The organism is Streptomyces sp. rh34 (assembly GCF_002551245.1).
Classification (GTDB): Bacteria; Actinomycetota; Actinomycetes; order Streptomycetales; family Streptomycetaceae; genus Streptomyces.
In genome coordinates this window covers 17608-30619 of the sequence record NZ_NTGZ01000011.1, presented here as the reverse complement: position 1 = coordinate 30619, position 13012 = coordinate 17608, and the positions used below count along the sequence as shown (strand labels likewise).

13 protein-coding genes are annotated in these 13012 nt (G+C 72.1%); 5 read left to right on the top strand and 8 right to left on the bottom strand.

The window, feature by feature from the left end:
• Positions 1-74 precede the first annotated feature (74 nt).
• From CR470_RS04505 to lepB, 3 genes are all read left to right on the top strand, one after another.
• Positions 75-584 carry a mycothiol transferase gene (locus CR470_RS04505; RefSeq protein WP_097866275.1) on the top strand — a complete coding sequence of 170 codons (510 nt, stop codon included), beginning with the start codon at positions 75-77 and terminating at the stop codon, positions 582-584.
• A 111-nt stretch (positions 585-695) separates the two neighbouring features.
• Positions 696-986, top strand: a complete 291-nt coding sequence (locus CR470_RS04500; RefSeq protein WP_097866304.1) for a hypothetical protein — start codon at positions 696-698, stop codon at positions 984-986.
• A 92-nt stretch (positions 987-1078) separates the two neighbouring features.
• The gene (lepB, locus tag CR470_RS04495) at positions 1079-1783 is read left to right on the top strand and encodes a signal peptidase I (protein ID WP_097866274.1); all 705 of its coding nucleotides are present in this window, start codon (positions 1079-1081) and stop codon (positions 1781-1783) included.
• On the opposite strand, the gene CR470_RS04490 is transcribed toward lepB, so the two are convergent.
• The 6 genes from CR470_RS04490 to CR470_RS04465 all read right to left on the bottom strand — a co-directional run bounded on the left by CR470_RS04490 (position 1780) and on the right by CR470_RS04465 (position 6953).
• A complete protein-coding gene (locus tag CR470_RS04490; protein ID WP_097866273.1) occupies positions 1780-2226 on the bottom strand; it encodes a protein-tyrosine phosphatase family protein in 447 nt (148 codons plus the stop codon). The two genes, lepB and CR470_RS04490, sit on opposite strands and share 4 nt — an antisense overlap.
• A gap of 60 nt (positions 2227-2286) precedes the next feature.
• Entirely contained in the window at positions 2287-2556 is a 270-nt protein-coding gene (locus CR470_RS04485; RefSeq protein ID WP_097866272.1) for an HPr family phosphocarrier protein, read from the bottom strand.
• A 50-nt stretch (positions 2557-2606) separates the two neighbouring features.
• A complete protein-coding gene (locus tag CR470_RS04480) occupies positions 2607-4670 on the bottom strand; it encodes a PTS fructose transporter subunit IIABC (protein ID WP_097866271.1) in 2064 nt (687 codons plus the stop codon).
• 141 nt (positions 4671-4811) lie between these two features.
• Entirely contained in the window at positions 4812-5759 is a 948-nt protein-coding gene (gene pfkB, locus CR470_RS04475; RefSeq protein ID WP_097866270.1) for a 1-phosphofructokinase, read from the bottom strand.
• The gene (locus tag CR470_RS04470; RefSeq protein ID WP_097866269.1) at positions 5756-6517 is read right to left on the bottom strand and encodes a DeoR/GlpR family DNA-binding transcription regulator; all 762 of its coding nucleotides are present in this window, start codon (positions 6515-6517) and stop codon (positions 5756-5758) included. Before CR470_RS04470 ends, pfkB begins: the two co-directional genes overlap by 4 nt.
• 187 nt (positions 6518-6704) lie before the next feature.
• Complete coding sequence (locus tag CR470_RS04465; RefSeq protein WP_097866303.1) at positions 6705-6953, bottom strand: DUF6296 family protein; 249 nt, start codon at positions 6951-6953, stop codon at positions 6705-6707.
• A gap of 197 nt (positions 6954-7150) precedes the next feature.
• On the opposite strand from CR470_RS04465, the gene CR470_RS04460 reads away from it, so the two are divergent.
• Positions 7151-7966, top strand: coding sequence for a PepSY domain-containing protein (locus tag CR470_RS04460; protein ID WP_097866268.1), 816 nt, complete (start codon positions 7151-7153; stop codon positions 7964-7966).
• A gap of 100 nt (positions 7967-8066) precedes the next feature.
• On the opposite strand, the gene CR470_RS04455 is transcribed toward CR470_RS04460, so the two are convergent.
• Entirely contained in the window at positions 8067-8570 is a 504-nt protein-coding gene (locus tag CR470_RS04455) for a GNAT family N-acetyltransferase (RefSeq protein WP_097866267.1), read from the bottom strand.
• A 189-nt stretch (positions 8571-8759) separates the two neighbouring features.
• Here CR470_RS04455 and CR470_RS04450 point away from each other — a divergent pair, with 189 nt between their 5' ends.
• Positions 8760-10553: an acyl-CoA dehydrogenase family protein gene (locus CR470_RS04450; RefSeq protein ID WP_097866266.1), complete on the top strand. Its 1794-nt coding sequence runs from the start codon at positions 8760-8762 to the stop codon at positions 10551-10553.
• 205 nt (positions 10554-10758) lie between these two features.
• On the opposite strand, the gene CR470_RS04445 is transcribed toward CR470_RS04450, so the two are convergent.
• On the bottom strand, positions 10759-12792 hold the full coding sequence (locus CR470_RS04445) for an ATP-binding protein (RefSeq protein WP_097866265.1): 2034 nt from the start codon (positions 12790-12792) through the stop codon (positions 10759-10761).
• Positions 12793-13012: the final 220 nt, after the last annotated feature.

Sequence of the window (13012 nt, the reverse complement as noted above, 5' to 3'; positions counted from 1 at the left end):
GGCCCGCGACAGACCGCCGGACCGGCGGTGTGTCGTACCCGGGAGCCGCGGACCCCTCGGGCGAAGGTGGACGGATGAACACCGCAGGCATGCTGGCCGAAGCGTTCGACCGGGTCGGGGAAGCGGTCCACGCTGCGGTCGAAGGACTCACGCCCGACGACCTCAACGCCCGCCTCGACACGGGGGCGAACTCCATCTCCTGGCTGGTCTGGCATCTCACCCGCGTCCAGGACGACCACATCGCCGACGCCGCCGGAACCGGACAGATCTGGCTCACCGAAGGCTGGGCGGACACCTTCGGGCTCCCGTTCGACGAGACGGCGACCGGCTACGGGCACAGCGCCGACGAGGTCGCCGCCGTCCGCGTGGACTCCGCCGAACCCCTCCTCGGCTACTTCGACGCCGTGCACGAGCGGACCCTGGACTTCGTCGCGGGACTGGAGGGCCACGCCCTCGACCGCATCGTCGACGAGGGCTGGTCGCCCCCGGTGACGCTCGGGGTCCGGCTGATCAGCGTCGTCGCCGAGGATCTCCAGCACGCGGGCCAGGCCGCCTTCGTCCGAGGGATGCTGGAACGCGCCTGAGGACCGGCGGCGGGACCGGGCCCGCGCACACCCGTGCGCGGGCCCACCAGCGGTGCCATACTCGGAGGAAGCCGGCTGGACAGGCTTGTCATCGTCCGAAAGGTGACCGTCATGAGCTGGGCATCTTGGACGACCAGCGGTGTCTTCGCGGGAACCGGCGGAGTACGCACGGAAGAAGCGGGCATCCTGAGCGGCGACCTCACGGTGCATACGACCTGGTCCGACGGACAGGCATCGGTGGCCGTGCAGTACAGCGGCTCGTCGGACTGGTTCACCCTCACCGGCAGCCCCGTGCCGTGCCCCTCCGAGGAGGAGAGCCGCGTCTTCCACCAGAGCGTGGTCGAAGCCGTCCGCGCCGGCGAGGGCGCGACCGTCCCTCCGGTCGGCGCGGGACCCGTCTGACGTCCCGCACCGCTCACCACGCCCCATAGAGTGGATCACCGGATCCGTTCCCCCAGGGACGGGCGGGCGGTACACGGGCGAGGAGCGGTGCGATGGGGCGGGCGGGCACACGGCGGTCGAGGACACGGAAGAACCGGCCGTTCTGGGTGGAGCTGCCGCTCCTCATCGGCGCCGCCCTGGTGCTGGCGCTGCTCATCAAGACGTTCCTGGTGCAGGCCTTCTCCATCCCCTCGGACTCCATGCAGAACACCCTGCAGCAGGGCGACCGGGTCCTCGTCGACAAGCTGACGCCCTGGTTCGGGTCGGAGCCGGAGCGCGGTGAGGTGATCGTCTTCCACGACCCGGCGGACTGGCTCGCCAACGTGCCCGTGGACCCGCCCAACACCGTGCAGAAGGTCCTGAGCTTCGTCGGCGTGATGCCCTCCGCCGAGGAGAAGGACCTCATCAAGCGGGTCATCGGCGTCGGAGGCGACACCGTGGAGTGCGAGGGCGACGGGCCGGTGAAGGTCAACGGCACCGCCCTGGACGAGCCGTACGTCTTCCCCGGCAACACCCCCTGCAGCGACGACGAGGACGGCGGCCGGTTCAAGGTCACCGTGCCCGACGGCAAGGTCTGGGTGATGGGGGACCACCGCCAGGCCTCCGCGGACTCCCGCTACCACCAGGACGACCCGAACCAGGGGATGGTCCCGGTCGACGAGGTCGTCGGCCGGGCCGTCGTCATCGCCTGGCCGGTCGGCCGATGGAGCACCCTGCCGGTGCCGGAGACCTTCAAGAGCGTGCCCGACAAGTCCTAGGAGGGGTCCTGGCGCGCCGGGAAATTCCGTACGTAGCGGCGCTGCCAGGGTGTCTCCACCGCACGTGGGTGGTAGCCGGCGCGCACGAACGCCACCGCCTCGCCGGCGGGGACCCCGTCCAGGACGGCCAGGCAGGCCAGTGCCGTCCCGGTGCGGCCCATCCCACCGCCGCAGGCCACCTCGACCCGCGTCCCGGCGGCCCGCTCCCACGCCTCCTGGAGAAGGTCCCGCGCCGCCGCCCGGTCCGCCGGGAGCCGGAAGTCCGGCCACCGCAGCCACCGCGAATCCCAGGCGACCGGGGGCGGGGTACGCCCCAGAAGGTGGAGGGCGAAGTCCGGTTCGGGGCCCGCGGGCAAGGGCTTGCGCAGACCCCGGCCGCGCACGAGGCGTCCGGAGGGCAGGGCCAGGACGGCCGGGTCGGAGGCGTTCCACGTCTCGGTCACGCGTCCCAACCTAACGACCCGGCAGCCGCCGGGAGTACGCATCGGGCCGCCGGCCGGAGATCAGGTGGCGTCGAGATCCTGCGCGAGCAGCTCCGCCAGCTCCTCGACCGCCGCCCGCGCCCCGTCGCCCTCGGCGCTGAGCACCACGGTCTCCCCGTGCGGGGCGGCCAGGGCCAGCACCGCGAGCATGCTGCGGGCGTCGACCGGGTCGCGGCCCTCGCGGGCGATGGTCACCTTGACCGGCTGGCGGGCGGCGGCCTTGACGAACAGCGACGCCGGACGGGCGTGCAACCCACTGCGGGAGGCTATGGCGACGGTCTGCTGGTGCATGGAATCACTCCTCGGGAGTACCTGCGGATACGGATCGGTGTGCGGAAGGTTCAGGCGGTGACGGTGACCCGGGCGTCGTCGGAGCCCGTGGCCTCCGCGTCCCCGGCCGGGTCCGGCGCCGTCCCGCGCGCGCCCTTGAGCAGGACGACGAGGGCGGTCGCCACCAGCGTCCCGGCGGCGATGGCGAGCAGGTAGAGGAACGGCTCCCCGATCAGCGGGACGACGAAGACGCCGCCGTGCGGAGCGCGCAGGGTCGCGCCGAAGGCCATCGACAGGGCGCCGGTGACCGCGCCGCCCGCCATCACCGACGGAATGACCCGCAGCGGATCGGCGGCGGCGAACGGGATCGCGCCCTCCGTGATGAACGAGGCGCCCAGTACCCAGGCCGCCCGGCCGTTCTCGCGCTCGGTCTTCGTGAACAGTCTCTTGCGTACGGTGGTGGCCAGCGCCATCGCCAGCGGCGGCACCATCCCGGCCGCCATGACCGCTGCCATCACCTTGAGACTGCCCGGCGTCGGGTCGGCGAGACCGCCGACCGCGAAGGCGTACGCCACCTTGTTCAGCGGGCCGCCCATGTCGAAGCACATCATCAGCCCGAGGACGACGCCGAGGATCACCGCGTTGGAGCCCGACAGACCGTTCAGCCAGTCCGTGAGTGCGTTCTGCAACGAGGCGATGGGCTTGCCGACCACGACGAACATCAGGAACCCCACGACCGCCGACGCGATCAGGGGGATCACCAGGACCGGCATGATGCCGCGCAGGGTCGCGTGGACCGGGACCCGCTGGATGGCCATCACCACCGCACCGGCCAGCAGACCGGCGACCAGACCTCCGAGGAACCCGGCGTTCACCGTGAGCGCGATGGCACCGCCGACGAAACCGGGCACCAGCGCCGGCCGGTCCGCCATCCCGTACGCGATGTACCCGGCCAGCACCGGCACCAGGAACCCGAAGGCCGCCGAGCCGATCTGGTTGAGCAGCGCGGCCCAGCTGTCCGCCTCGCCCCAGACGAAGTGGTCGGCGACCGACTTGGCGCTCGTTATCTCGTAGCCGCCGATGGCGAACGACAGAGCGATCAGCAGACCGCCCGCCGCGACGAACGGCACCATGTAGCTCACGCCGGACATCAGATACGTACGGAGCCGGACGCCGAAGTGCGCGTGATCCGCACCGGACTTGCCCCCGTCTCCGTCCCCGTCTCCGGAGTCGGCCGCCTCGCCGGTCTCGGGCGCGGCGGCTGTCTCCCCGCGTTCCGCCTTGCGGCGGGCCTCGGCGATCAGCTCGGCGGGCCGGTTGATGCCCGCCTTGACCCCGACGTCGACCAGCGGCTTGCCGCGGAAGCGGGACTTCTCCCGGACCTCCACGTCGTGCGCCCAGATCACGGCGTCCGCCGCCGCGACGACGGCGGGATCCAGCTTCTTGAAGCCGGCCGAGCCCTGGGTCTCCACCGTCACCTCGACACCCTCGGCGCGGCCCGCCGCGGCCAGGGACTCGGCCGCCATGTACGTGTGGGCGATGCCGGTGGGACAGGAGGTGACGGCGACGATCCGGAAAGGAGCACTCTCGGCGGCTTCGGTGGCTCCCGCGGCTTCCGTCTCCGCTTCCGCCCGCTCCCGTTCCCGCTCCTGGTTCTCCGCCTCCAGCGGTGCCTGTTCGGGCTCTTCCGGCGGCTCCTCGCCCCGGATCAGCGCGGCCACTGCCCGCGGATCCGTTCCGGCACGCAGGGCGGCGGTGAACTGCGGGTCCATCAGCCTGCGGGCCAGCCCCGACAGGATGGTGAGGTGATCGTCGTCGGCCCCGGCCGGGGCCGCGATGAGGAAGATCAGGTCGGCCGGACCGTCGGCCGCCCCGAAGTCGATGCCCGCCCCGCTGCGCCCGAAGGCCAGCGTAGGGGCGCTCACGTGCTCGCTGCGGCAGTGCGGGATGCCGATGCCGCCGTCCAGCCCGGTCGGCATCTGCGCCTCGCGGGCGGCGACGTCGGCCAGGAAGCCGTCGAGATCGGTGACGCGGTGCGCGGCCACCATCCGCTCGGCGAGGGACCTCGCGGCGGCGTCCTTGGTGGTGGCGGACAGATCGAGGTCGACCAGTTCCGCGGTGATCAGCTCACTCATCGCGGTGCTCCTTGCTCGGGGACCGCCGTGCGGCGGCTCGGGGGGACGGGGCGGCGGACTCGTACGGGTCGGGTCCGTACGGACGTTGCGGGAGTTGCGGCGGCGTCGGCGGCACGAAGGTCGGTGATGGCGGTACGGGGGTCATGGGGCGGGCTCCGTCAGCACGCGGTTCAGCGGCACGTCGGAGGTCGTCACGACCGACGGCAGATCGAGGTCGGCCGGGGTAGGCATGAGGCTTCCGGGCAGCTGCACGGCCGCGGCACCGTGGGCGACGGCCGAGGTGAGTGCTTCCGGGCCGTGTCCGCCCGCTGCCAGGAAGCCGGCCAGGGAGGCGTCCCCGGCGCCGACATTGCTGCGCACGGCGGCCACCGGTGCGGTGGCGAAGTACGCGCCCGACGCCTCGACCAGCAGCTGCCCGTCGGCGCCCAGACTCGCCAGCACCGACCGGGCACCGCGCGCACGCAACTCCTCGGCCGCCTTCAGCGCGTCGCCCACCGTGGCGAGCGGCCGGCCGACGGCCTCGGCGAGCTCCTGGGCATTGGGCTTGATCACATCGGGTGCCCGGTCCAGGGCGGCGGTCAGCGCCGCTCCGGAGGTGTCCAGTGCGATCCGGGCACCGGCGCGGTGGCTCCGCTCGACCAGCTCCGCGTACCACCGCGGCGGCAGTCCGCGCGGCAGGCTCCCGCAGCAGGCGATCCAGTCGGCGGTGGACGAGCGTTCCCGCACCGCTTCCAGGACGTCCTCGGCCTCGGCCGGACTCAGCTCCGGGCCCGCCGCGTTGACCTTGGTGAGGGTGCCGTCGGGTTCGACGAGCGTGACGTTGATCCGGGTGTTCCCCGCGATCGGCACGCCGGCTGCCTCGATGCCCAGGTCGCCGAGCAGCCGGGTGAGCAGGGCGCCCTCCGGGCCGCCCATCGGGGCGACGGCGACGGTGCGGTGTCCGGCCGCCGCGACCGCGCGGGAGACATTGACGCCCTTGCCGCCCGGATCGACGCGGTCCGCCGTGGCACGCAGCACGGTGCCGCGGGTCAGACCGGGCAGCTCGTAGGTGCGGTCCAGGCTGGGGTTGGGGGTGACGGTGAGGATCATGCGCGTACTACTTCCGTGCCCCGGCTCTCGATGGAGCGGGCGTCGTCGGGGCTGAGCCCCGTGTCGGTGATGAGCAGGTCCACATCGGTGAGATCGCCGAAGCGGGCGAAGTGTTCCTGTCCGAACTTGCCGGAGTCGGCGAGGAGGACGACCCGGCGGGCCGCCTTGATCACGGCCCGCTTCACCGCGGCCTCGGCGAGGTCGGGTGTGGTCAGGCCACTGTCGGGGGAGAAGCCGTTGGTGGCGAGGAAGACCACGTCGGCGTTGATCTCGGCGTACGAACCCAGCGCCCAGGCGTCGACCGCCGCTCGGGTGCGGTGCCGGACCCGGCCGCCCACCAGATGCAGCGCGATGCCGGGGTGGTCGGCGAGACGCGCGGCCACCGGCAGTGCGTGCGTCACCACGGTCAGCGTCGCCTCGACCGGTACGGCGGCGGCGAGCCGCGCGGTCGTGGTCCCGGCGTCCACGATCACGTTGCCGTCGACGGGCAGTTCGGCGAGGGCGGCCTGCGCGATGCGGTCCTTCTCGTCGGCGGCGACGGTGTCGCGTTCGGCGAGGTCCGGCTCGAAGTCGAGCCGCCCGACGGGGATCGCCCCACCGTGCACCCGGCGCAGCAGCCCCGCCCGGTCCAGGGCCTTGAGATCGCGCCGGACGGTCTCGGCCGTCACCTGGAACTCCTCGGCCAGGGACAGCACGTCGACCCGGCCGCTCTCCTGGGCGAGGCGGAGGATCTCCTGCTGACGCTCCGGTGCGTACATGTGGTTTCGTATCCGTTTCATGCCCGAGTCTGTGGTTTCGCGCTCAGGTTACGTTCGCGGTGCGGGAATGTAAACACAATCGGGCGAAGAGTGGGCATCAACGGAAGGACGGGATCGCGCCCGGACGCGCGGGCACAGCGGGGCGGGGCGCACCGTGCACGGTGCGCCCCGCCTTCCTGCGGTCAGTTCACGGCGTTCCGGGGGAGTCCTCGCTCAGGGGGCGGGCCAGCAGGGGAGCCCCCGGGGCCTGGTGGCCGCCGCTGGCGAGCATGCGGACCTCGCCCCGGTCGCTGATCTCGGCGCGCACGATCCCCGTCTCGTCCTCGTACACCGGGAATCCGCCGGCCCCCAGGCGGTCGGTGAGCCGGACGCGGACCACGTCGTCCGCGGCGCCGGACATCTGGAAGATGAGTTCGTAACACTCGGTGTGCACCATGTGATCCATGACGGCCTCCCGGCCGGGCGGAAGGAATACGGCCCTGCCGCCATTGTTTCGCACCTCGGCGTCCACCGCCCGGGGAGCGGCGGCCAACGGGCGGACCCGCCCGGTCGATCGGGTGACTCCCCGGTAGGACAACATGACCGATGGTCCGGAGGGCTAGGCATGCGTGCATGAGACTTGAGCCTCGACGCATGAACAGTGCCTCCTCCCGTTCCCGCACCCTCAAGACGGTCGGCGCCCTCGGCATGGCCGCCGCCACAGCCGTTCTGATGACCGGATGCGGTCAGAGCTCGGACAGCGCGACAAGCGCGGCCACCTCCGAGGCCGCGAAGGTCGTCCCGCAGAAGCAGACGACGTCGCCCTCGGCCAGTGCCCAGCTGACCGAGGACCAGAAGGAGCGCAAGAAGGTGCTCGACGCCACGAAGGTCACCTTCGACGACGCCGCCACCACCGCCTCCGGAGAGGTGGCCGGGGGCAAGCTGGTCGATCTGGACCTGGAGGGCGTGGACGACGACGACAGCGACCAGAGCCCCAGCCCGACCGGGTCCGGCAGCCCCACGGGCTCCGCGAGCCCGACGGGAACCGCGAGTCCGACCGGAACCGCGAGTCCGACCGGAACCGGCACATCCAGCCCGAGCGCGAGTCCGGGCACCGAGGGCCCTGTCTGGGTCGCGGAGGTCGCGGAGAAGGACGGCACGGTCCACACCGTCCGGATCAACGCGGTCGACGGCAAGGTGATCGAGGCCCGTGTCGACGCGGATCAGGACGCGGACGACAAGAAGCAGACGGCCGACCGGCTCGCCCAGGCCACCCAGACCCCGCAGCAGGCGGCCAAGGTCGCCACCGAGAAGAAGAAGGGGACGGTCACCTCCGTCGGCCTCGACGACAACGAGGGCAACGGCGTCGTCTGGCAGGTCGACGTGATCGGCTCGGACTGGAAGAGGACGACCTTCGACGTGGACGCCAAGAACGACACCATCGTCCGCGAAGAGACCGACAACGACTGACCTCCGCCCCGCCCGACCGCAAAGGGGTACGCCGGACGCCCGGCGTACCCCTTTCCCGCCTTCCGGTGCGCGCCGCCGCTTCTTCGGGTGGCGGCGCCGCTCAAGGCGCCGGGGGAGCGCCCCCGCTCAGGTCCAGGACGTACCGCCGCCCGGGGCGGTCGCCGAACATGACGTCCTCCAGCGGCTCGAACCCGGAGCGCGCCAGCACCGCGCGGGATCCCGTGTTGTCCAGCGTCGTCTCCGCGCGCAGTGCGGTGAGCCCGTACTCCCGGACCGCCAGGACGCAGACCTGCTGCACCGCCCAGGTGGCCAGCCCGCGCCCCGCGGCCTTCTCCGCTATCCGGTAGCCCAGCTCGGCGGAGTTCCCGTGCACCCCGAGGAGGTTGATCCGGCCCAGGATGCCGCCGTCGTCGTCCTCGATGAGGTGGAAGTGGTGCAGCCCCGCGTCCTGCTCGGCGAGCAGCTCGCGGTGGCGTTCGGCGAATGCGGCGAAGTAGTCGTCGCCCCGGTCGGGAATGGACGCGGCGAAGTAGGCCCGGTTCTCCCGCTCGAAGGCGAGGAGAGCCTCGGCATGGTCGGGACGGAGTCGGCTGATGGACGTCATACGGGGATGCTAGGGCCGTGCCCCATGGGGGGCGGCTCGAGGGCTCCGATGTGGGGATCATGATCGTTCCGGGTGGCCGCCGAGCAGCGGAAGCGAGTGACGGAGCGGGCGCCTACCGTGTTTCGCCCGGCTCAATCGTGTTGATCCTCACTCCGTCAACCGTGATCGATCAGGCTAGCTTTCTCGGGTGTGACTGCTTCTCAGATTCCGGATACCGCAACCGACTTAGCCGCACCCGTCTCCGCCGCGCTCGCCGACGTTCTGTTCGCCGGTCAGCTGGGCACGACTCACGAACGATGGAGGCGCCTCTTCAGCTCCGCCCCGTTCCGCTTCGAGGAGGGCCTGACCCACGGAGAACGCATAGACCTGAGCTACGACCGGCTTCGGCTGGTCAACGAGGCCGCAGAGGCTCCACAGGCTCTCGCGAGCGATCCGGTCGAACTCACCGCCATCCACGAGTGGGCCGGTGCGGTGGATCCCGGCATGGCCACCATCGTCGCCATCCACTACAACCTCTTCTTCGGGAGCCTGGTCGATCACGAACCGGCCGGGCGCGACCTGAGCGAGTACGTCCGCGCGGACCGCATCGGAACATTTCTCTGTACCGAGGTTGCCCATGGCAATGACGCCGCGCATATGGAGACCACGGCGACGTTCGACCGGGCGGCGCGCGCATTCGTGCTGCACACCCCGCATGCTGGGGCGCAGAAGTTCATGCCCAACACCGGTCCGGCGGGAGGGGCGAAGGGGGCCGTGGTCGCGGCCCGTCTGATAGTGGACGGCGCCGACCAGGGCGTCTTCCTGTTCCTCACGCCGCTCAGCAACAGCGACGGCAGCCCGTTGCCGGGTGTGGAGGTGCGGCCGCTGCCCCAGACGGCCAGCAGCCCGGTCGATCACTGCGCCACGCGGTTCCACGGTGTCCGGCTTCCCTTCAGCGCTCTTCTCCAGGGCGACCACGGCCGCCTCACCCCGGACGGCGAGTTCACCAGCGCGCTCGGCAGCCCCCGCCGGCGGTTCCTCCATTCCATCGGACGGGTCACGATGGGCAAGTTGTGCATGACCGCCCACAGCCTGGGCGTCATGCGTCACGCTCTCGACGTCGCCATGCGCTACGCCCACAGGCGGGTCACCTCGGGCATGACGAACGGGCAGCGCGTACCGCTGATCGCCCACCGCGGTCACCACACGTCCCTGCTGGACGCCGCGGCGACGACCTACGCCGCCACGCTGCTCCAGCGGCAGGTGGTGCGGCAGTGGGACCGGGCCACCGGCGAGGAACGCGAGGCGTACGAGCGGCTGACGGCGATCAGCAAGGCCTGGATCACCTGGCGGGCCCGGGCGGTCATGACCGAGTGCCGCGAGCGGTGCGGGGCCCAGGGCCTGATCCAGGCCAACGGCATCGCGCTCCAGCTCGCCTCCATCGAGGGCGCGATCACGGCCGAGGGCGATAACAAGGTCATCATGGAGAAGGCCGGGGGCGAGATGCTGCTCGGCGGCGTCGACCTCAAGCCGGAGAGCGAGATCGCGGCCGAGGACCGGGAGCTGACCGACCCCCAGTTCCTCCAGGACCTCCTGGCCGACATCGAGCGAATCTCCCACGGCCGTGCGAAAGCCCGGCTGCGGCAGCGCGCCGACTCCCCGCTGGCCCGCTGGAACGCGACGGTGACGCCCGCCGTGGCACTGGCCGACGCCCACGTCCACTGGCTCGCCGCTGAGTCCCTGCTGACCGCCGCGGGCCAGGTTCGCTCCGGGCCGGCGGCGGACCTGCTGCGCGGGCTGCACGCCCTGTTCGCGCTGCGCCGGGTCGCCGCGCACAGCGGGGACCTGCTGGCACGGGGGCGCATGACGGCCGAGCAGGTCGAGGACCTGCCCGACGCGGTCGACGCGGTCCTCGGCTTCCTGGAGCCGCACGCGCTGACCCTCACCCGCGCCTTCGGCATACCCGAGGCACTGCTGGAGACGCACCCGATGCTCAGCGCCTGACCAGGACGACGGGGGAAACAGGCTCCCCGGCCGCCGGACAGGGGCGGCGGCCGGAAGGACGGGTCAGAGGCACAGCGGCCAGCGAGTCACCCCGCACAGGACACGGCCCAGGTGGGGTCTCGCCGGGTGTCCGGCGTCCGCCGGCGCGGTGGGCGGACGGAGCCGGCGGCCGGGCGGCGGACGCCCGGTGCGGCGGGTGCTCCGGCTATCCGGGATGCCCGCGCTCCAGTGCGTGGGCCAGGCCGCGTTCGGCGTCGTCGGCCGAGGCGCGCCGGTAGGCCAGCTCGTACGCGGAGTCGCCCGCGACCTGCCGGGCCTGGAGTTCCCACTGCGCGCGGATCGCCCCGAGCTCCGGGGTGCCCCGGTGCGGGTGGCCGATCATGCGCCAGTAGGCGTGTCCGGTACCGGAGGCACGGGCCGCGGCCACTCCGTTCCCCTGCGCGGCGATGGCTCCGGCGAGCAGATCGAGGCCGAGCGCTATGCCGAGGCTGTCATGGAGCTCGTGCTTGCTCGCGAGCATCGCGCGCGCGTGACTCTCGGCATGACGAGGACGGCCCTGGAGCAGGTGGATGAGGGCGAGTTGGTGATCGGCGTACGCCCGTGCCCAGTGCTCGCCGAACCGCAGACTGATCCGCTGGAGCCGCATGGCCTCCTCGTACGCCTCGTCGAGCCGGCCGAGCGCGGACAGGGCGAACAGGCGTATCACCCGGCAGCGCAGTTGTGAGGGCGCGTCCGCGGGGTCACCGTCGTGCTGGCTCAGCGCTTGGTCGCTGACGGTGTACGCGGTGAGCGGCCGGCCCATCATCAGATACGTGAAGCTCATGGAGTGGGCCGCGAGGAGCACCGCCTCAGGGTCCTCGTCGAGGAGTGCCGCGTGCCGGCACTCCTCGCCGATGCGGCGGGCCGCCTCGTGGTCGCCCTGCAGGGTCAGCGTGATGCCCAGGGCCCACAGTGCCCGGGTGCGGTGAGGGCCGGCGGAGAGCGGCAGGGCGAGCACCCGTTCCAGATACGTACGGGCCTGGTGCAGATGGCCGCAGCAGCTCCAGAAGAGACCCGCGCACCCGGCCATCTCCATCGCCATCTCCGGGTCCTCGGCAAGCAGGTGGTCCAGGGCCGCGCACAGGTCCGCGTGGGTGTCGGCGATCCGGTGGTACCAGAGGACCTGTGACGGCCCGAGCCAGCCCGCGTACGCCTGGACGGCGACATGGGCGAAGTGCCGGGCGTGCCGGTCCGCGAGGAGCGCGTCCTCCGCCAGCTCCGCCAGCCACATCGCCCCGTACTCGCGCAGCGTGTCCAGCATCCGGTAACCGCCCCCGGTCCGCCGGAGGACGGACTGGTCGGCCAGGCGTTCCAGGGCCTGGGCGATGGCCCCGGCGTCCAGAGGCCCGCCCGCGCACACCGCCTCCGCGTCCGGAGTCGTGATGACGCCGCGGAAGACGGAGAGCCGTGCCCACAGCAGCCGCTCCAGCGGTGCGCAGAGCTCGTGGCTCCAGCCGATCGTGGTGCGCAGGGCACGGTGACGGCGGGGCCAGAGGGTGTCGTCGGCGAGCTCCTCCATCCGGGAGGCCAGCCGAACGGTGATCTCCTGCGCGCTGCTCTCGCGGAGTTGCACGCAGGCCAGTTCGAGGGCGAGCGGTATGCCGTCGAGCCGACGGCAGATCTCGGCGACGGCGGCCGTACTCTCCGGGTCGTCGAGCGAGAGACCCGGGGCGACGGCGGCCGCGCGCTCGTGGAAGAGCCGGACCGCCTCGTCACCGTCGTCGCCCGCGGAGAGCGGGGGCACCTCGACGCACTTCTCGTCCGCCGCGCCCAACGGCTCCCTGCTGGTGGCCAGGACCGTCAGCCCCGGGGCCGAGGCGAGCAGTTCGGCGACGAGCTGCCCGCAGGGGCCGACGATCCGCTCGCAGCAGTCGAGAACGAGGAGCAGACGTCGGCCGGAGAGCCATTCACCGAGCGCGGCCACGGGTTGGCGGGGGCTGTGGTCCAGGAGCCCGACGCCGTCGCAGACCGTGGTGGCGAGCAGTTGCTCGTCGTGCAGATGGGAAAGGTCGGCCCACCAGACGCCGTCGGCGTAACGGTCCCGGGCACGCTCGGCGGTGCGCAGGGCCAGCCGGCTCTTGCCGACCCCGCCGGGGCCGGTGAGCGTGACCAGCCGACGATCTCGAAGTGCCCGTTCGACGTCGGCCAGTTCGTTGTCGCGTCCGACGAAGCTGGTCGTCACGACGGGGAGGTTGCCCATCACGGGGACATCCTGCCTCGCTGCGGCCCGCCGCCTCCGTTCATAGCGAAAAGCAGTCAGAAACGGCCGACAACGCATCCTGTTCGATCGGCAAGTGACAGCGAAAGGGTGGTGGTGTGCCGCTGCCCGCAGCGCCCGCCGCCCCGTTCCGGTGCTGCGAAGGCAGCGAGGCGCCGACGGGGCGGCGGCGGGGTGGCTCTGTCGTACCCCTGCGCTACGT